The sequence below is a fragment of the bacterium genome (genome assembly GCA_021159335.1).
GTDB lineage: Bacteria > UBP14 > UBA6098 > B30-G16 > B30-G16 > JAGGRZ01.
The window spans coordinates 1-19,630 of sequence record JAGGRZ010000039.1; the positions used below are offsets into that span (position 1 = coordinate 1).

Below are 19,630 nucleotides of genomic sequence, written 5' to 3' on the forward strand. Positions count from 1 at the left end.
CCGCTGGTCTTTCCGCCAAGCAGCATGCCCGCTGGGACGGCACGGATGACGGTGGTAATCCTGTTCCCGAGGGAGTTTACATCTACACCATCGAGGTCGCCGGCGAGGTCGTTTGCGAAGGCACTGTTACAGTCGCCCGATAAAATAACCCAAAAACCTCAGCCTCCGCGGTTTCCGTGTTTCCGCGGTATCCGCGATTCAACTGTTTTACGCGATTCCAATTTTCTACCTCAGCAGCACTAAAGAACGGAGCCAAAATAGTTGTTCCCGGGAAATTCACCTTGTGGCATCGAGTGGATTGGTAAGGAATCTGTCCATGAAGTTTTCAGCGAATGTGAACGCGTTGACGACCGTCTCGCCCAGTCCGAGGAATGCAGTTATGGCTGATGAGAGCGCGCATCCTGTCCCGCGGGGCTTGAATTTTAAGCGTTTCCGCGCGTATTCCTTTTCGGTCCCGTCGTGGATGACCAGCCTGTCGACTATTTCTTCACCCAGAAGATGACCGCCCTTGAACACGACTGCTTTTATGCCGGTTGAGAATGCGAATTCAGCGAACGCAGGAATCTCAACATTCACGAATTTCCTTATCTCGGACAATCTCGTTACTTCGTCCCAGTTTGGTGTCAGAACTGTTATTAGCTTTCCGAATTTTTCAAGGATTCGAATGCATGCCTGAGGCTCGATGAAAGGCAGCCCGTCCGCCGTCGAGAGTATCGGGTCCAAAACTATTGGTATGTTTTTGCCCTCGAGTGCGCTGAAAATCGTTTCCGCAATCTCTGCGTTTGGTAACATGCCTATTTTTACGGCTTTGGGCAGACCTGATTTGAAAAGTAACTCGAGCTGGTCGCTTATTATCTTGGTCTCCACCGGAGTGAATCCCTTTGCAACCCTGAAGTTCTGCACGGTTAGAGCGGATGCTATTCCCGCAGCCCAGATGCCCTGAGCCCGTATGACGCAACAGTCGAGCAAAAGCCCCGCTTTCCCTGATGGGTCAAGTCCCGATATGGCTACTACATATTCCATTTTAGTAAATTATAAAGCACTATTTCTTGACTATCAAACAATTATTAATATTTTTTAGTTTGGTGATGCTAAATGGACGATTCGTCAATGCGTGATGACACGATTATAGATATTGTTGTTATGCTTGCGGAGATAGCTGATTCATCAGGTGGTGTGCTTGCTGACCCCCGCTCCGCACGAAAGAAGATTATTAAAAAAGGACATTCCCCAAAACAGGTTGACAGAGCATTAAGTTTGTTCAGAAAAAAATCAAATTTCAGAGTTAAAAAGCCTCATAGAGTATTTTCTGAGCACGAACTCTCCTTTCTTTCGCCTGAATCAGCCAAAATGCTTTCCAGCCTTGTAAGATACGGTATTCTATCCGATGAGCAGGTGGAGTTAATTTTTATAAGAGCATCTCTTGACGAGGAAAAGCTCAACCTTGACGAGTTCAGGCGAGTCGCAGAGATGGTTATAGACATTGATAATCTTAATGTTTCGGAAGCAGCTTTCGTCGAGGGTGACGAAGACATAGTAAACTGAAAATGCACGAGCAAAGCATAGCGAGCGCCATAATAAGGACAGTTTTGTCGTTTGCTGCGTCTAACTCAATAACTGAAGTAAAGGAGGTAAGGGTTAAAATAGGAGTTTTGAAGGCAGTTTTGCCTGATTTACTTATTTTCGCCTTCGATGCAATGAAAAAGTCGCATAAGGTCCTTTGCAATGCGACGCTCGTTATAGATGAGGTTCCGCTGACCATAAAGTGTAACGATTGTGGGGCGGAAAGTTCTGTTGAAAGGGCACAGGCCGTTTGTCCTGTTTGTGGTAGCGCTAATGTGAATCTTGTGGGTGGGAATGAGTTCTTCGTTGAGGAGCTAAAAGCGTTAGTTAATGGGTGATGGAGGTTTTGCCGTTATCTATTTGCGGCAGGGAATTTGTGGCAGGGAGAGCGTATTATAATGCCTGATGAGAAGAGAAAACATCCCGTTGATGAGTATAAGGGTTTAGTTCTGGTTATAGACGACGAACCAAATGTTTGCAATGCTGTCAAAGCTTACCTTGAGCCTGAAAATTTCTATGTCCTTACATTCACGGACCCTAAGCAAGCATTGAAACTTTTCGGCCAGTTCGACATAGATGTCGTCATATCCGACATAAGAATGCCCGAATTTTCGGGAGATGATGTGCTTAGATTCATAAGGACGAAGTATCCAGAGGTTCCTGTGATAATGCTTACTGGACTTAATGATGTTCGCACTGCGGTAGCTATGACGCGAATGGGAGCTCATAATTACCTTATAAAGCCCGTACAAAAGGATGTTATAGTGTTTGCCGTCGAGAAAGCGCTTGAATACAGACAGCTCCTGCTTCGCAATAAACTTCTCCAGCTTGAGAAGCTCAAGTATCAGAAAGAGCTTGAAAACAGGATTCACCAGCGGACGCGACAGCTTATGGAGGCACTTAACGAGCTTAGGCGAATTCACAAGGAAACGGTTCGAATACTAGCGAGCGCGGTGGAAGAAAAGGACCCCTATACGAAAGGGCATTCAAACAATGTAAGACTTTACGCCAAGGCATTGGCTGATAAATTGGGTTTCTCTGAGAAAAAAATAGAAAGATTAGAGTACGCTGCTCTTCTTCATGATATAGGGAAAATAGCCATTTCGCAGGAGATTCTCGACAAACCTGGACCGTTAACGAAGAAAGAGCTTGAGATAGTGCGGCAACACCCGATAATAGGAGAACGCATAATAAGCAATGTTGACTTTTTTAAGGATATAGCACCTTTAGTACGACATCATCACGAGCGCTGGGATGGTCAGGGTTACCCTGACGGACTTAGGGGCGAGGAAATACCATTCGGTGCGAGATTGCTCGCTGTGGTGGATTCATTCGATGCCATGACGAGCAACAGACCATATCGTAACGCACTGCCATTGGAGCAGGTGCTTGAAATTATTGAAAAGAACAAAGGTAAGCAGTTCGACCCAGACATAGCGCAAGCGTTTCTTGATTACGAAATTTACAACATTTTGAAACAGCCCAAAGATGTTACTTACAAAGCATGAACAATATAGGGTCGTTCTCGAGGATTTTGAGGGTCCGCTTGACCTTCTGCTTTACCTCATCAAAAAGGATGAGATAGACATTAACAACATCCCTATATCGCATATTACATCTCAATATCTGAGCTACATTGAGCTTATGCGCTCACTGGATATGGAGATAGCGGGCGAGTACCTTTACATGGCAGCGATTCTTATAAGCATAAAGACGAAATCACTTCTGCCACGAACTTCGCCCGTTTCCGAGGACATGGAGGAACTCGATGTCGAGGCTCTCGCAGAATTGCTCAAACAATACCAGAAATTCAAGAAAGCGGGGGAGGTTTTGAGGGTTAGGTTCAACAGGGAGAAACTCCGCTATCCTGCTAATAATTTTGTGGCTCCTGTGGCGACACAACTCGAGATGCCTTATGAACTTATCGATTTAATGAAGCTTGCTTGGGAGCTTTTAAAGAAGGAAAACCGCATAATGGTTGCGCCTGAAGAGCAGGTTAATGTGGCTGAAAGAATGGCACAAATAGAATCACTTATTTCGAAGCATAAGGCTATGTCTTTGATGGAGCTTTTCGAGGGGAATGGTGTAACACCATTATTTTTCGTTGCGACATTTTTCGCGATACTTGAACTTATGAGAATGCAGAAAATTCTGGTGAGACAAAATAAACCATTCGGGATGATATGGATATATGAGAGAAAACGAATCAAAAACAAAGGTGACGCAGGAACTATTCAATGAGCGGACAATATCAGATGAGTCTATAGTTGAAGCCCTTATAGCAGCTTCACCGGAGCCTATCAGCGAGTATAAGATTTCTCGTGCCACAGGTATCGACCCGCAGAGAATCACAAAAATTGTCGATGATCTTAATAGACAATACAGGAACAGTGGAAGAAGCTTTGAGATAAGATACATAGCTGGTGGTTACTCTTTTTATGTTTTACCTGATTTTGCTCCGTGGCTTGAGGAGCTTGCGAGCAGAACATCTCTACACATAACGCGTTCTATGCTTGAAGTTTTAGCAATTGTTGCTGTCAAGCAGCCAGTAACGAAAAAAGTTATCGATAAAATAAGGGGAGTAAACTCTATTGGTCCTCTTCAGCAGCTTCTAAGCGAGAGATTGATAACCATAAAAGGGCGCGCTAAAACACCCGGAAGACCTTTCATTTATGTCACTACAAAAAGGTTTCTCAAATTGTTCGGACTCGAAAAGGATTCTGATATCCCTAAGATTGAAGAACTCAAGGAGCTTTTTGAGGAGAAGTAAGGTCAGCATATCATTCCAGTTTTCCCGAGATATTTTGACCTAAAAATTGTTTGACAAAGTATTGATTTTATTTAAACTATATTGCCTTTCGGGGCGTAGCGCAGTCTGGAAGCGCACCTGGTTTGGGTCCAGGGGGTCGGAGGTTCAAATCCTCTCGCCCCGATTGAGGTAAGAGAGAATTTAGGAGGAGAAAATGGCTAAAGTATGCGAAATATGCGGAAGAAGGGTTCAGGTTGGGAACAGAGTCAGCCACGCTAACAACAGAACCAAGAGGCGTTTTTTGCCAAACATCCAGAAAGTAAGGGTTATTACCGCAAGTGGCAGGGTGAGAAAGATTAATGTATGTGTTAGATGCTTGAAATCTGGAAAAGTGCAGAAATATGTTAAAGTAAAATCTGAGGAATAAATTTTAATTATATGTTACTATGTGAATTATGAAATTCGCAATCGTTAACTCCCGCGTTTCGAAGGTCATCCTTGGCGCTGACCCCTGGGTAAAGTCAACAAAAAAGGCTTTTGACGAGATAACACAAGTAAGCGACTGTAACATTCTCACTTCCATAGAGTTATCCACATGGGAGATGGTGCTTTTCCTTGCTTCAAAGAAAAATTGTAGGGTAACTGTCTATATTCCCGAAAATGCGGAAAAAAGCGAAGTAATAGATGAATTCATGCTTGATGAGGATGCGGTGGATTTCGTTTGTGTGGAAGGGGATGGCAAGGGCAAAAACTGGTGGCATAAGCGTGATAAAGCCATAATAAATGACGCCGACAAAATTTACGCCATTTGGGTCAGAGAGGGTGGTAATATTGAGCGAAATATTAGCGAATTAAAAGCCGAGGACAAAATTGTTGAAACCTATAAGGTTAGCAATCCTATAGATGAGACGATTTCTCAGAGGTATCCTAATACGCTAAAATTAAGTGAATTATCCGATAAAGTCTTGAATGATTCGAATTGGAATTATCTAACTCATTGGACTCACAGCAGCTATGCTCCATGGTGTTTTGAAAGCAAATTTGAGTTCTACGAGTCCATAATAAATTCCCACGATGTTTACTCTCACAATGCGTTCAATTCACTAAAAAGGATTCTTGAGCGGAAAATTATTTGCGGTTCATCTAAGAGTGCCAGAGAGGGCAAGAGATTTGTATCGTTTACAGCGCTTAGTCCTCTCGGTTCGCTAAGATTTATGAGGTGGAGAAAGGGACTTGGCAGGTTTTATTGGGAACCATATGGGTTAGCGATAACTATTGAATCAGCTTTTCAAGTGGGTTTGAGGCCAGTAAACTATGTTGCGAAAAAGGACTACGATAAACTACCAGAAACGCTTAAAGATTTTTATCAGCCTTTGCGAAGCAGAAGATATGTCTGGGCATATGAGCAGGAATGGCGATTGCCAGGCGACCTGGATTTATCGCTGGTGCCAAATGAAAGTATGCTCGCTATAGTTAGAAATAAGGAGGAAAGCGAGGAATTGCGGAAGGAATTTGGCATTAAAACATTGGCTTTAACAGAAGATTGATGGGAGGTTTAGTGTAATGAAAAGGATGTTACCCACAGCAATAGTGCTCGTTATGACAACTCAGATATTCGCTTCAGGATGGCTACCCGATAGATTTCTGGTCCTTTTCAAGCCTGAAATAGAGCTAAATTTCCAGAAGGGCGATGATGGGTTCGTAAGGACTGGAATTCCCGAAATTGACTCGTTAATGGTTGAGTTTAAGATATTCAAAGCTAAAAAGCTTTTCCCGAAAGCTACAAATCCCATCTATGCCCAAAAAAGATATCCAGTAAGGAATCAATCCATTCTTTATACGAAGCTTGATTCGTCTCTCATACCTGACATTTGCAAAAGATTTGAGCAATCAAGGTTTGTTATTCTTGCAGACCCTGATCATATTTACGAGGTTTGCGCTATACCCAATGACCCAAGGCTCGATAGGCAATGGTACATCGACACTATAGATGCCAAAGGGGCATGGGATTTTACCCGAGGATCAAGAAATGTTATTGCCACAAACATTGAAGGAGTTCAATGGTATCATCCCGACATTTACGATAATTTATGGGTTAATCCTGGTGAAGACCTCGACCACGATGGCGTTCCTATGGACCCGGACGACATGAATGGGATAGATGATGACGGCAACGGTTACATCGACGATCTTATTGGCTGGGATTTTATTGAAGGACTTGGTGGTATGGTGGTTCCTGGAGAGGATGGAGAAGACCAGGACAACAATCCGGACGATTTCGATGGACATGGCACACACACCATAGGAGTTATAGGCGCTGTTGGGAATAACCATGTCGGTATAGCAGGTATAAATTGGAGAATCTCACTTATGATTTTACGAAGCGACTATCTTGGTCCTCACGGTGGGCGACACGAAACGGCAGCTGAAATAGGCGCGTTGCAATATGCATATGAGAAGGGTATTAATGTTCTAAGCCTTTCGTTTGGTGATACTGTGGAGAATCGCACTGCTAAGTATTATCTTAGGCGATTGTGGTATGATAATGTGATTATCTTTGCTGCTGCAGGGAATGACAACATCTCGGTTCCGCATTATCCGAGTTATTATGATTTCATTATTGCTGTTGCAGCGCTTAACAGCGGGAACAGAAAAGCTTACTTCTCAAATTACGGCACATGGGTGGATGTTAGCGCACCTGGGGTTTCAATATACTCAACGAGACCCAATAGTACATATGTAGCCTGGGATGGCACCTCGATGGCAACTCCAGTAGCTGCTGGTGTGGGAGCCTTGCTGTGCGCATTTTTCCCCGATTCATCCAATGAATTCTGGCGGAGAAGGGTTGAGGAGGGCGTCGATGATATTTATTCGGTTAATCCAACTTACAGGGGTCTTCTTGGAAGCGGAAAAGTTAACGCCAACAAAGCGCTTACAGCTCACATGTGGCCTAACATAAGCATCGCCATTGATATTATGGATGGCAATGACGATGGGCTTGTCGAACCAGGGGAAACGGCACAGGTCTTCGTTGAGGTTTCGAATAAGGTAGGATGGCAGCCTGCTGAGTCATTGATTGTTGAGCTTAAAGTGTACGACGAGAGCATCCTGCTTGTGGATAGCATTTCGTATTTTGGCACATTGTATCCGGGAAGTTCAGTTGATAACTTGTCGCATCCCCTCAAATTCACAGTTGCCGAGGGAACATATGCTCATCACGCGAGGATCCACTTTTTCATAAAGTGCCCGCCACAGCATTATCAGAAATATGCAATGCGATGGACTACAGTGGGAATACCGCAGTTTTTGGTTTACGACTGTGACAGCACTAACGACTTCGAGGAATACATACTTCAATCCTTCGACAGAGGAAATGTGTTTTATAATTTCCACAGCCGCAGCAGTTCGGGCGAACTCGACTCTACAGTTCTAAACGGCGGATATGCTGCGATATGGATACTGACATGTGATAATAGCACTAACATTTTTTCTGCGGAGGAGATTTCGGTTTTCAAAGCTGCCGCGGACCATGGTATGGGGCTTGTTTTGACTGGGCAGTATGCGGGCGACTTTTTAGCGTCATTTGATTCAGCTTTTCTTGCGGACTATTTTGGGGCGGTGCATGTTGATGATGCGGTTCCTCGTGTTTGGGCATTTAATATAGAGGGCATTTCAGGGGATTCGATAACTGATGGAATTTTGTTGAACTGTTTCACCGCATCTGATGCCGCTGGCAACCAGGTTTCGCTTGGGACATGTACTTTAGCTTCCTCAGGAGCCGGAATCCTTCGATATAGGGATGACTCAGACCCCACTCATTTTGCGGCTACGAGGAAAGTTCTACCTTCCGGCGCGAAGAATTTGTTCTTTGAGTTCGGACTTGAGGGCGTGGTTAACAATACTGTAGGCTATGACGACCGCGACTCGCTTATAGCAAGAATCGTTAGGTGGTATGGGTTTGAGTATGTGGGGGTTAATGAAGAATCGCATTCCAAGCCCAAGGCGAGCGGAATAGAAATAAAGGTGATGCCGAATCCATTTAACAGCACAGTGCGGATAAGTTTTGATTTGGACACCGAGGCTCGTGCGTTGATAATGGATTTGAATGGCAGAGTTGTTCGTTCGTTCGGAACCGTAGGAAGTGGTAATAACACAATTCTCTGGGATGGGCGAGACGATGATGGCAAAATACTTCCCTCGGGGATGTACTTGTTTATTATAAATACGGGAAATAAAGTTTATGGTAAGAAGGTAGGATTGATAAGATAAAGGGGAGTAAGAGATGGGACAGCAAGTATCGGTGTTTATCTCGGGAGTAGGCGGGCAAGGTATAATTCTTGCCAGTGAATTGCTTTCCGATGTTGCTCTTCGCTCAGGGTATGATGTCAAGAAGTCAGAGGTCCACGGAATGGCGCAGAGAGGTGGTTCTGTTGTTAGCGCGGTAAAGTTTGGCGAGAAAATTTACTCACCGCTTATAACTGAGGGGGAGGCTGATGTACTGTTGGCTTTCGAACCTCTCGAAGCGCTAAGGACTCTTCATTATGTCAAGGAGACCGGAAAAGTCATCGTTAATTCTCGCCCAATAATGCCCGCCACGGTTGCATCAGGTGCTGCCGATTACCCTGAGAACATATTCGATAAGATAAAGAGTGTGGTTCCCGATGTTATCATTATAGATGGGATTTCTCTGGCTAAAGAGGCAGGCACGACGAGAGCTGCTAATGTAGTTCTTCTTGGAGCGTTGTCGCATTTCCTGCCGTTTTCCGAGGATGATTGGTCCGAGGTGATAAAAAGACGCGTGCCAAAAAAATATGTGGACGCAAACCTAAAAGCCTTTAAGTTAGGTAGAGAAGCTGTTTTAAATAAGTAGCGAATCAGGAGTTTGATAATGTATAAAATCACATTTTACCTTTTGTTTGTTTTTGGCTTGTCGTTGGCTGTTTCTCCAGCGGATTACGCTGGAACTGAATCCATGACCTTTCTACTTCATAACCATGTTGAGCCGCGAATAGCTGCTTTGGGTGGTGTGGTATGCGGTTGGGGCAAAACCCCTTCCGCTGTGCTTGTGAACCCAGCGTCAATAGCATCAAATTCCATCGAGGGGTTTTCCCTTTCTTATGGAAACTACTGGGAATTTTTCAATGCATTCAGCGCGGTGGTTTCTAAGAGAGTTTCTGATGCCAGCAAAAGATTCGTTGTGGCGGGTCTTGATGGCATTTCTTACGGTGAGTTTGACCGTATGGACGAAAATGGTAACAAAATAGGAACATTCTCCGCAGGTGATTTTGGTATTTTTGCGGGCTATGCGCAGAGAATAAGCAAGGTAGTTTCGGCTGGTGTTTCGACCCGATTGCTTTTTTCGTCGCTCGACACGTTTAGTGCGTCTGCTTTTGTTCTGGGCGCGGGTGTTTATGCTCGCTTCAGGAGGAAGAAATCCGAAGTGGGCGTATCGATAAGAAACATTGGTATTCCACTGTCAAAATACTGCGATGATGAACTTTCGATTAATCCTTTGATTTCTATTGGTGGGTCGACCCGGCTTACTGGTTTTTCGGGTTCGGTTGGTGGGCAGGTTAATATCTCTAAGTCACGGGGGATAAAGGTTGGTTCGGTCGGCTTGGAGCCAGCGATAGGCTTTGAGTTTGAGCCGGCTAAGTATTTTAAGGTGCGTTTTGGCTACAAGCTGCGACCTGCGCCAGAGGATGTCAACATCATTACCAATGGATTATCTTTTGGTATTGGTGTAACTGCCAAAAAATTTTCGTTTGACTATGCGTTAGGGTTTTACGGTGACCTTGGTGTGGTCAATATTTTCTCGCTTAAATATTGGGGAATTTAATTTATTTTAAAAATAGCTAAAGTCTAAAATCCCACTTGATATTTTCCTATTGTTGTTTATTTTTTGTTGAATTAATTAAGGAGGGGAAAATGAGAAGAATTATAGTTGTTTTTATCTTATTTGTTTTTGGAGCAATTTACGGAATGCATCTTATAAGCAGCGTTTCGGGCTATAGGGATGTTGTTGACTGTGTGCCTTACAGGAATTATGCTTATCTTCTTGCCGGCAGAGACCTTGTGGTTTTCGATGTTTCGACTCCCTCCGCGCCGCGTGCTGTCGATACTATACGCTTCATGATGAATACTGTTGACATGGAAATAGGCTACGACACGATAGGATTCCTTGGGCTTTATGGCTACATCTATTTCCTTAATTTGTCTCGCCCCGATTCGCCAGATACTATAGGTAAGATAGTTCTCCCGCGCCCGTGTTATGTTGAGGACCTCGCTTTTAACAATGGTTGTCTTTTTGGAGCATTGGGCACTGAATTCAGGATTTACGGAATAGGAGTTACGGGACACGGAATAAGAGATTCGCTAATTTTCTCCTACAGATTTGAGACAAGAGCTGTTGATGCCGAAAGTATATATGCAGTAATTATTGGCGGTCCTGATACATTTGGGACTCATGCAATATTGTATGATGTTACCGACCCTTATACACCTGTAAGAATACTATCCAATAGTTTTCGGGGTGGCTGCAGAGATGTAGATATGTGGGGGAATAGGATTTATGGTCCTTTCCGTTCAATATTGCCTATGCCAATATCTGGGGTAGCTTTGATAGATATTACATCTGCTGGGGGTTCGCCCTATACATATGTTACAGTATCAGGTGACTGCAATCATGGTTGTGCGTGGGATGATTTCTATGTTATTGCTAATGGTTCCGGTGGCGTTGAGGTTGTCAACTGGGAGACGATGGCTTCCCCAAGGCTTGTCGATATGTATTCCTCACCGGGTTTACCAGTTTATTTTAATGAAATTAACATAAGATATCCCTATATTTTTGCATCCACGACTGAAGGGTTTTACATTTTCACATCAGATTCGCTTCCATCCATTCGCGATGTTTCTCCGCCGGTCGTGGCGCTCGTTGAGCCTATTCCTGGTCGACATTCTTCATGCCGTCGCCAGAGGATTGTTTTTAAGATTGACGACCCAGGCGGTGCTGTGGATTGGTCATCAGTGATTATTGAGGTTAATTCGATTCGTTACGATAGCTCTGGATTCACCATAAGAGGCGATTCGGCGATATTCGTGCCATCAAGTGATTTGCACGACGGGGATACAGTAAGATTTTCGCTCATTTCAGCCTCGGATACTGCCGGTAATGCTGCGCTGGGGCTTCCTTTAAGCGGTTATGTAGTGATCGATATGTCTCCTCCGGTTGTTTTTGCCCCAAATCCTGATATAGGGGAGACGGTGTACACCGCGTTTCCCGTGATAACGGCTCATATCTATGATAGTTTATCGAATGTTGACCACTTTAGGGTTGTGGTTAACGATGACACTATTTCGTTATCTTCGCCGGATTTGACCTTTGAGGGCGATAGTTTCGTTTATGCGCCTTTGATACCTGTTCCTCGGGGGAGCGTTACAGTATGTGTTATAGATTTGCGCGATGATGTGTTCTATTGCGGTCCAAACGAGGCGCCGCCTTTCTGCTGGTGGTTTTACGATTCCATATCAAGCGCCGATATCACGCCACCCGATGTGAGATTGATAAAACCGCTTAACGGCACTGCTACATCAGATTCTACGCTCCCTATTGAATTTTATATAAGTGATGCTTCAGGTGTATATGAACCTTCTATAAGACTGGATGTTAATGGTGTTATATATAATTTGTCGTCCTCTGAGTTGACATATTCGCTGGACACACTAAGATTTGTGCCATCGGCTCCATATCCTGAGGGCGAAAATACTGTTCGTCTCTTGTCTTGTTCTGACCTTGTGGGCAATGCTTCCTCAGTTGTAAGCTTTTTCTTCAAAGCTGATTATACTGCGCCTACTCAGCTTAGTATGTTTCCTATCCCTGGGGCTCATCTTGATTACGATACTGTTACAATCGATATATTTTTAATAGACCCTCTAAACGGTACAGGGATTGATACTAATGATTTGTCATTGTATATAAATGACACTCTCGTTACGCCAAGCTTTAATCCAGTTTCCGATACTTTAGTTCATGTTTTGTATTTCTACGATGGACGGGGATATTTGGGTGATACGGTGAGATTATCACTTCGGAATTTACACGATATAATAGATTATGGTTCACCTAATGCGGCTCCAACGCTGGAATACTGGTTCACCATAACCCATACAAAGATTTCAGAGAGCGTGAAGCCGTCAAAATGCTATCTGTCAGTGAGGCCTAATCCGTTTAACGATAAAGCCTTGGTGGAACTTGCTTTGCCGAAGAAGGAGAGAGGGGAGTTAGTTTTGTATAATCTAAAAGGTGAGGTTGTCAAAAAACTTTTTGAAGGCGTTGTCGAGCATGTCGAATTGCCTATTTCAACTCATGACATGGAAAGCGGTATATATATTCTTGTGTGGAAAGGAAAAGTAAAGAACATATATTCCCTGATTTTGGTTATAAAATGATTATTTTTTGACTATCAGTGCTACTGATTCTATGTGATAGGTTTGAGGGAACATATCTATCGGTCGGGCTTTTATGAGTATATAATCGTATTTTGCGAATTCTGCAGCGTCACGAGCAAGCGTTGACGGGTTGCAGGATACATAAACCACTTTCTTTGGTGCGAGAGATACAATTTTGTGAATCACTTTTTTGGCAAGTCCAGCACGTGGAGGGTCGACGATTATTATATCGGGAGCAATATTATCTTTTAAAAGTTGAGCAAGAACTGTATTTACCCTGCCGTGGATAAAATGGCTGTTTTTGACATTGTTTAACTCAACATTTATCCATGCATCCTCAATAGAAACCTCTTCGCTCTCGATGCCGAGCACACTTTTTACTTTTTCTGATATATATATGCCTATTGTTCCTGCTCCGCAGTAAAGGTCCCATATTGTATCGTTGCTTTGAGGTTCAGCGTATTCAAGAACTATATCAAACAACGATTTCGCAGCCTTCGGGTTAGTCTGAAAAAACGACAGGGCTGATATAGTATATATTTTATCGCCTATTTTCTCTTTTATTCTTTTTTCGCCAAAAAGGTGTATATATTTTCCCTGTGAGCTGCTGCCCGCGGGATTAATGGTTATGAATCCTCCCGCAATATTTTTAGGAAACTCTTTTGAAAGTGCTTCAAACCAAAATTTATATATTTCTTTTTCGATCAAATTCGTCACGGTAATACCTATCAAGGCTTTTCTTTCGAAGAAGCTCCACCTGAGCGTAAGAAATCTTATATAACCTTTTCCAGTTCGCGGGTCGTATGGTGCCTCACCCTGTGCCATGTTCTCCACGAAGGCAACTATTTTTCGCAGTTCTTCAGGAATTAACAGACAGTCCTTGGCTACAGGCGTTAGTTCGTCGAATTTCCATCTTTTGTGCAGACCAAGATAAACTCCTCTATCGTCGCTGCCGAAGGTAAATTCCATTTTGTTTCTATAGCCGAATTCTTCGGGTGACGGTATTATAGGCTCAATTTCGAAATCGTATATTTTTGAGATTTTTTTGACAGTTTCGGAAAATATATCCTGCTTATATGCCAATTGATTTTTATATGGTATATGTTGCCATATACAGCCTCCGCACAAGCCAAAATGTGGACATGCTGGTTCAATTCTTTTTTCCGATGGTTCAATCACTTCCTCTGTTTGGGCATAGAAAATACCCTTTCGCTTTCTTACAATTCTGGCTAATACTTTCTCGTCAGGAAGCGAACCATAAACGAAAATAGTTTTGCCTTCCTTGTGAGCTATCGCTGCACCACCATAAACGAGCTTTTCCGTGGATAGCTCAACCAAATTGCCTATTTCGATTTTTTCGGTGTCCATCACATTATGTTGATCGTTTTTTCTACAGTTTTTGAGAAGTAACCTTTTGAGCTATATGTAGCCTCGAATGAAAATATGAGATTGTATTTTCCAGGTTTTATGTCCAAGGGAATGTTTATTCGGAACATGTTTTCTCCTGCGGAAAGCCGCCTTTTGCGCTTCAGCAGTTGCCTTTTTATTCCATTGCCTTTTATGGTGACGGTTAGGTATGCATCTTCCGTAACGAATGCATGGATAAGAAATTGTCTGTCGTCATTTCTTGTTATTCTAAAGCTTTTAACATCCACGCCAACCCAGAAATACTGTGCGGATGCTCTTTCCGCGATAAAGATTTGCCCGAATCGGCGCCATATAGCTATTCCGCGCGGTTGGTCGAACTGGTCATCGCCCGTGCCGCAACTACCATAGGAAGTTAAATATCGTAATTTCCTGTCGAATTTGTGAATTTGGCATCTTGCCATGTCGGTAACGTTTATGTTGTCCAGGTAATCGAGCGCAAGATACTGGAGATTGGCGTCGGGCATTCCGAGTTTCCTCATAGATACTTCCCCGAGTCTTCTCCCATTTATGCGATTTAATTTTACTATTTTTTTGCCCGCTGAGTCAACGACAACGATGAAATTACCTTTATATGCCGACCATCTTATTGAGGATGCGTCCACATCAATTCCTCGAGGTGCAAACAAGCCCCTAAAGGTTTTGATTAGATTCCCGGATGTGTCGAAAACAAAAATGGCGCCAAGTTCACTGTCGGAAACATAAAGTGTTCCGCCGGGAATGCATGCTACATCAAAAGGTGCCGAAAGTATATCTTCGCCTATGGTTTTTACCCAATAAAGGCTGTCTTTTGGAATGTGGAGATGAACTATTCTTCTGTTGCCGGTATCTGCAACATAAACATCACCATCGGGAGTTGCGCATATTCCATGAGGATTTAGAAATTGTTCTCTTCCACTACCTTTGCTGCCGTAAAGTCCAAGTTTGTACATTGATTTGTTGTAGATAATCTGGCCTCGTCCGGAGTTAACCCCGAAAACCGTTACCTCATCATCGTCACGGGTGGTTTTGGGATTGTCCCAACTTTTGAGACGGGTAACAGCGATTCCCTGGGGGTTGTCGAAATCGGTGCGGTCTCCTAATAGCATGTCGAGTTTTTCTTCGGTACCCTTATGGAATCCCCAGGAATGCTTGAAAGGCGGGTAAAGATAGGTTGTCTCTTTTTGCTCGCAGTTCGCTATGCCCACAATAAGCAGAGCAAATAATGTTAGAATCGCACGATTCATGCCTTATCCATATCCGCGATGACTTTTTCATTCTCCTTGTTTCCCCCGAACTCTGTTGTGATGAATTTCCTCGCTATTTCAAGCGTTCTTTGTTCGGAGAACTTGCTTGTGGGAATACATAAAATATTTGCATCGAATTTTTCCCTTGCTATCTGTGCATCCTGCTCGTTTCCGACTATTACTGCGCGGATTCCTTTAAATCGATTCGCATGTATCATACTTCCGAAGCCGTCTTTGTCCATTATAATGCCAAATGTAGCCATGCCGTCTCTTAATTTTTCGCAAACGAGTTCAACCAGTTTTGCTGTCTCGGGTTTCTCGTTTCTCGCCTCGAAAACATTTATCGGCTTATATCCTTCCTGAGCAAGTTTTTCAGTCAGATACTTTAGGTGCGCTATGCCTGTTGTATCTGAAGCAAGCGCTACATTGTTTTTCGTTGACGGATGTTTTTCTTGACTTTTAAGGCTTTCGGGAATTTGTTCGACAGGCTTTATCATTATTCCTTTTCGCATTATGAAGTCTTTGGCGGAAGGGGTTACGATGAACTTTCCCTCGACAAGTATTGTTCCTCCATTGGGAACGAGTTTTTTTAGGGCGTCTTCTGTTACTAATACTGGAACACCAGTTCTTATGGGTTTTAGAATGGGATATTTTTTGTCAGAGGCTGGATTGTTCTTTTTTGAAACAGTTTTTTCCTGTTCGGGCGCAGTTTTCCCCAGTATCCGTGCTAATACTTCTTCAACTATTCTGTCGAGCTCTTCTTTTGTCATGGTTAACTAATATCTTTACATATTGCCGTGCCCGCAAATATTTTTTAGATTATTAATGCGAGAAATCTTTACTAATGTATAAGCATTGACATATGAGCGATAGCTTGGGCTCATTAGAATTGGCAGAATTTTTTAAAGGAGGAAGGATTGAGAGGGTTGAATTATTTTTTACTAATTTCTGTTTCACTTTTTCTTTTTGGTTGCCCAAGCAAAACTACATCAGGGAGTGGTGGTTCAAACAATGCCAATGAAGTTCTTCCTATCGGGACGAACCTCGGCGCTGAGGGAGCTGATGTGATTAATTTCCTGAATGAACATTGGCTTGAGAATGATGTTTCGACAGTAAGGCATTATAATTTAGCTAAACTTGACAGCATGAGGATAGGGCGTAAGGAGCTTTTGTTCGGTGACCCAATGTTTGATGTCGCCGATAGTTTAGTAAGAGAAGCGTTAAATCATGATGTGACGAGAATAGCGTTTAACCTTGAGGCTGATTATGATGTGGACGAATTTGTGAGGCGAGAGAAAACGATAGGGGCTTTGGTTAGAGGTTACGGTCTCGAGTATTCGTTCGGTCCCGACCTTGGTCATTTAATCCTTTTTTACAGCGACTTTGCACCACATGCGGATGTTATAGTTATCCAGTCTCAGCGCTGGCAAACCCACAGCGATTACAAAGATAAGGTCAAAAATTTGGTGGACCAGATAAAGGGGGTAAACCCTGATGTTAAGGTTTGGGTTCAGGTTTCTACTGCTCCGCCCGATAATCGGGAAATAACCGCTTCCGAGGTTTTGGACGATATCGAGCAAATTTACGATTTCGTTGATGGTGTATTTATATTTCATCCGCCTGCTATAGAATCGAGATGGGAGGTCGCCAAAGCAGTTATAGAAACGCTACGAATGACGAGATAACTCGTCTGATTACTAAAAAGGCTTGATTGAACGCTTCTTTTTGATAAAATAATTTGCGGAGGTGATGAGTATGTTCTGGTTTTGGGACCCGACTATAATACTTCTCATACCAGCATTGATTTTCGCTTTGTGGGCTCAGAACAAGGTCAAAGGTGAATATATGCGATGGTCTCAGGTGTTGGTGAGAAGGGGACTCACCGGTGCAGAGGTTGCAAAGATGATACTTTCCGCCAACAGGCTCGATGTAAAGATAGAAACCACCCCTGTTGAACTTGGAGACCATTACGACCCTCGAAGGAAAGTTTTAAGGCTTTCTCCCGGAGTTTACGGTGAATCAACTGTTGCTGCTGTAGGCATAGCTGCTCATGAATGCGGGCACGCTATACAGCATGCAAAATCATACACACCTCTCGTTATAAGAAGTGCCATAGTGCCAGTTGTTTCGTTAGGGACGAATCTTGCTTTTCCTCTCTTTATTTTCGGTATCTTTCTGGCTATACCCTCTTTAGTCAAGCTTGGGATAATCCTTTTTTCGGGGGCAGTAGCGTTTCACCTTATAACACTTCCAGTTGAGTTTGATGCTTCAAAAAGGGCGTTAAATACTCTTTCCTTATTACAAATACTCTCCCCTGAAGAGCTTGAGGGGGCAAAGAGGGTTCTCAATGCTGCGGCTCTTACTTATGTTGCCGCTGCAGCGATGGCTATACTTAATTTATTACGAATGATTCTTATAGCTCGTAGACGCTAATGAAAGATTATTATCAAATACTTGGCGTTCCCGAGAATGCATCTCTTGAGGAGATAAAACGGGCATACAGAAGGCTTGCTAAAAAATACCATCCTGACGCCAATCCCGGTGACAAGACTGCCGAGGAAAGATTTAAGGAGATAAGCGAGGCTTACGAAGTTCTTTCCGACCCCAAGAAGCGCCAGCAGTACGACATGATGCGAAAAGGCGGCGTTCCCTTTGGTGAGGAAACATTTAAATGGACGGGAACCAAAGGCAGGGGCTTCGATTTCAGCGACCTTTTTGGCGGAATTGACCTTAGCGATATTTTCAGCGATATATTCGGTGGTTTTGGTACTACTGCTACTTCAGCACCGAGGAAGGGGCAAGACATTCGGACATCCATTGAGATACCTTTTAATACGGCTTTTCTCGGTGGAAAGGTGAGCATAGTTGTTCCTGTAAGTCAAACCTGTCCTCGATGCGGCGGGACGGGAGCCGAACCGGGATACGGCACAAAAGTATGTCCTACATGTAACGGTAAAGGTGTGATAGTGATGCAGCAGGGGCTTTTTGCTGTGCAGAAAGTTTGTCCAGTCTGTCTGGGCAAGGGGCAAATACCGGTTAAAAAATGTACTGCTTGCGGAGGCACTGGCACTGTTAGGTCGCAAAGAAGGGTGCTTGTGACGATTCCTCCCGGCACGAGGAATGGGCAAGTTCTGCGACTCAGGGGACTTGGTTCACCAGGTCTTAATGGCGGTCCGCCTGGTGACCTTTATGTGACGGTTTTCGTTAGGAGACATCCTACATTCAGGATTGAGAACGGTAATCTCGTGGCATCAATTAAAATTCCATTTACAAAAGCTTTGCTTGGAGCCAAAGTAAGAATAAAGCATCCATCCGGCAAAACCGTTGTGGTTAAGGTGCCACCGGGAACAAAGCCGGGTGCGAGGTTGCGTGTGCCGGGTATGGGGGTGGTAAGGGGCAGGCGCAAAGGTGACCTTCTCGTGGAAATAAACTATAAAGTTCCCGATAAATTAACTCCTGAGCAGGAGAAAATACTAAGGGAACTGGACGAGAAGCTTAAGTGAGTTGAATTTTTTAGTTGCTTTACAGAAGGGGTATTAATTAAATATTGACTTCTAAAGCGTTGACACTACAATAATGAAGTAAAGAGAGGTGTTATAATGCAGATCGGGCTTAGATTTGATATCGATTCAGTTATTGATGCTACGATAGGCCTGGAAAATCTTTTGAAAATTTTAGAAGAATACTCTGCTAAAGCGACGATTTTCGTTAATATGGGCAAATCTATATCTAGAAGGATACTTATTAAACGAATCGGGAGAAAAAAGAACAATGCTGGTGGTGAGGAAAAAATTTTCAAAATCGGAGTCACTAAAAAGTTAGGACCAAAGGGTGTTTTGAAGACTATCATTTTCAATCCAGTTATTGGCAAAATGGTAAAAAAATACACAAACAGATTTAATGAATTAAATATCGAACTGGGTGTACACGGAGGTCGTAATCACGCTGAATGGCAACATTTTGGTAAGAATTTTACACTTGAAAAAACAGAAAGCGAGATAGAATGGAGTACTAATAATTTTAGGAAAATTTTTGGCTTTTCTCCGCAAGGATTTTCTGCTCCCAAATTCGTTGTTCCTAATGGATTGGAATCTATTCTAAAAAAATTCGGCTATAAATATCATTCCGATATTTGTGAAGTAAACAAAATTATAGAAAATGAATTGCCTAATATACCTGTTAATGTTGTTGGTAAACACACAGTGCCTATATGGCATGG

The 19,630-nt window shown here is 43.2% G+C and carries 19 protein-coding genes and 1 tRNA gene; 16 read left to right on the forward strand and 4 right to left on the reverse strand.

What is annotated here, in order from left to right:
- Positions 1–276: 276 nt before the first annotated feature.
- Entirely contained in the window at positions 277–1,023 is a 747-nt protein-coding gene (locus J7J62_02370; protein MCD6123999.1) for a hydroxymethylpyrimidine/phosphomethylpyrimidine kinase, read from the reverse strand.
- A gap of 72 nt (positions 1,024–1,095) precedes the next feature.
- On the opposite strand from J7J62_02370, the gene J7J62_02375 reads away from it, so the two are divergent.
- The 12 genes from J7J62_02375 to J7J62_02430 all read left to right on the forward strand — a co-directional run bounded on the left by J7J62_02375 (position 1,096) and on the right by J7J62_02430 (position 12,760).
- Positions 1,096–1,545, forward strand: coding sequence for a DUF494 family protein (locus J7J62_02375; protein ID MCD6124000.1), 450 nt, complete (start codon positions 1,096–1,098; stop codon positions 1,543–1,545).
- Between the two features lie 2 nt (positions 1,546–1,547).
- A complete protein-coding gene (gene hypA, locus J7J62_02380) occupies positions 1,548–1,901 on the forward strand; it encodes a hydrogenase maturation nickel metallochaperone HypA (GenBank protein ID MCD6124001.1) in 354 nt (117 codons plus the stop codon).
- Between the two features lie 60 nt (positions 1,902–1,961).
- Positions 1,962–3,071, forward strand: coding sequence for a response regulator (locus J7J62_02385; GenBank protein ID MCD6124002.1), 1,110 nt, complete (start codon positions 1,962–1,964; stop codon positions 3,069–3,071).
- A complete protein-coding gene (locus J7J62_02390) occupies positions 3,052–3,804 on the forward strand; it encodes a segregation/condensation protein A (GenBank protein MCD6124003.1) in 753 nt (250 codons plus the stop codon). The genes J7J62_02385 and J7J62_02390 overlap by 20 nt, the downstream gene beginning before the upstream one ends.
- Positions 3,755–4,333 (forward strand): SMC-Scp complex subunit ScpB, encoded by a 579-nt coding sequence (scpB, locus tag J7J62_02395; GenBank protein ID MCD6124004.1) that lies wholly within the window; start codon positions 3,755–3,757, stop codon positions 4,331–4,333. The genes J7J62_02390 and scpB overlap by 50 nt, the downstream gene beginning before the upstream one ends.
- 89 nt (positions 4,334–4,422) lie before the next feature.
- Positions 4,423–4,496: transfer RNA gene (locus tag J7J62_02400), tRNA-Pro, on the forward strand.
- 30 nt (positions 4,497–4,526) lie between these two features.
- Entirely contained in the window at positions 4,527–4,739 is a 213-nt protein-coding gene (locus J7J62_02405) for a 50S ribosomal protein L28 (protein MCD6124005.1), read from the forward strand.
- 28 nt (positions 4,740–4,767) lie between these two features.
- Entirely contained in the window at positions 4,768–5,859 is a 1,092-nt protein-coding gene (locus tag J7J62_02410; GenBank protein MCD6124006.1) for a hypothetical protein, read from the forward strand.
- A 16-nt stretch (positions 5,860–5,875) separates the two neighbouring features.
- Positions 5,876–8,581: a S8 family serine peptidase gene (locus tag J7J62_02415; protein MCD6124007.1), complete on the forward strand. Its 2,706-nt coding sequence runs from the start codon at positions 5,876–5,878 to the stop codon at positions 8,579–8,581.
- 13 nt (positions 8,582–8,594) lie between these two features.
- Complete coding sequence (locus J7J62_02420) at positions 8,595–9,182, forward strand: indolepyruvate oxidoreductase subunit beta (GenBank protein ID MCD6124008.1); 588 nt, start codon at positions 8,595–8,597, stop codon at positions 9,180–9,182.
- Positions 9,183–9,200: 18 nt separating this feature from the next.
- On the forward strand, positions 9,201–10,151 hold the full coding sequence (locus J7J62_02425; protein ID MCD6124009.1) for a PorV/PorQ family protein: 951 nt from the start codon (positions 9,201–9,203) through the stop codon (positions 10,149–10,151).
- 89 nt (positions 10,152–10,240) lie between these two features.
- A complete protein-coding gene (locus tag J7J62_02430) occupies positions 10,241–12,760 on the forward strand; it encodes a hypothetical protein (protein MCD6124010.1) in 2,520 nt (839 codons plus the stop codon).
- Here J7J62_02430 and rlmD read toward each other — a convergent pair whose 3' ends face one another.
- The 3 genes from rlmD to J7J62_02445 are packed head-to-tail and all read right to left on the reverse strand — an operon-like array spanning position 12,761 to position 16,181.
- Positions 12,761–14,128, reverse strand: coding sequence for a 23S rRNA (uracil(1939)-C(5))-methyltransferase RlmD (rlmD, locus tag J7J62_02435; protein ID MCD6124011.1), 1,368 nt, complete (start codon positions 14,126–14,128; stop codon positions 12,761–12,763).
- Complete coding sequence (locus J7J62_02440) at positions 14,128–15,411, reverse strand: NHL repeat-containing protein (protein ID MCD6124012.1); 1,284 nt, start codon at positions 15,409–15,411, stop codon at positions 14,128–14,130. The genes rlmD and J7J62_02440 overlap by 1 nt, the downstream gene beginning before the upstream one ends.
- Positions 15,408–16,181 (reverse strand): RpiB/LacA/LacB family sugar-phosphate isomerase, encoded by a 774-nt coding sequence (locus J7J62_02445; protein MCD6124013.1) that lies wholly within the window; start codon positions 16,179–16,181, stop codon positions 15,408–15,410. The genes J7J62_02440 and J7J62_02445 overlap by 4 nt, the downstream gene beginning before the upstream one ends.
- 147 nt (positions 16,182–16,328) lie before the next feature.
- Here J7J62_02445 and J7J62_02450 point away from each other — a divergent pair, with 147 nt between their 5' ends.
- The 4 genes from J7J62_02450 to J7J62_02465 all read left to right on the forward strand — a co-directional run.
- The gene (locus J7J62_02450) at positions 16,329–17,096 is read left to right on the forward strand and encodes a hypothetical protein (protein MCD6124014.1); all 768 of its coding nucleotides are present in this window, start codon (positions 16,329–16,331) and stop codon (positions 17,094–17,096) included.
- A 70-nt stretch (positions 17,097–17,166) separates the two neighbouring features.
- Positions 17,167–17,844, forward strand: a complete 678-nt coding sequence (locus J7J62_02455) for a zinc metallopeptidase (GenBank protein MCD6124015.1) — start codon at positions 17,167–17,169, stop codon at positions 17,842–17,844.
- Entirely contained in the window at positions 17,844–18,914 is a 1,071-nt protein-coding gene (locus tag J7J62_02460; GenBank protein ID MCD6124016.1) for a J domain-containing protein, read from the forward strand. Before J7J62_02455 ends, J7J62_02460 begins: the two co-directional genes overlap by 1 nt.
- 96 nt (positions 18,915–19,010) lie before the next feature.
- Positions 19,011–19,630: polysaccharide deacetylase family protein (locus J7J62_02465; GenBank protein ID MCD6124017.1), on the forward strand; the 620-nt coding region annotated here is incomplete at its 3' end.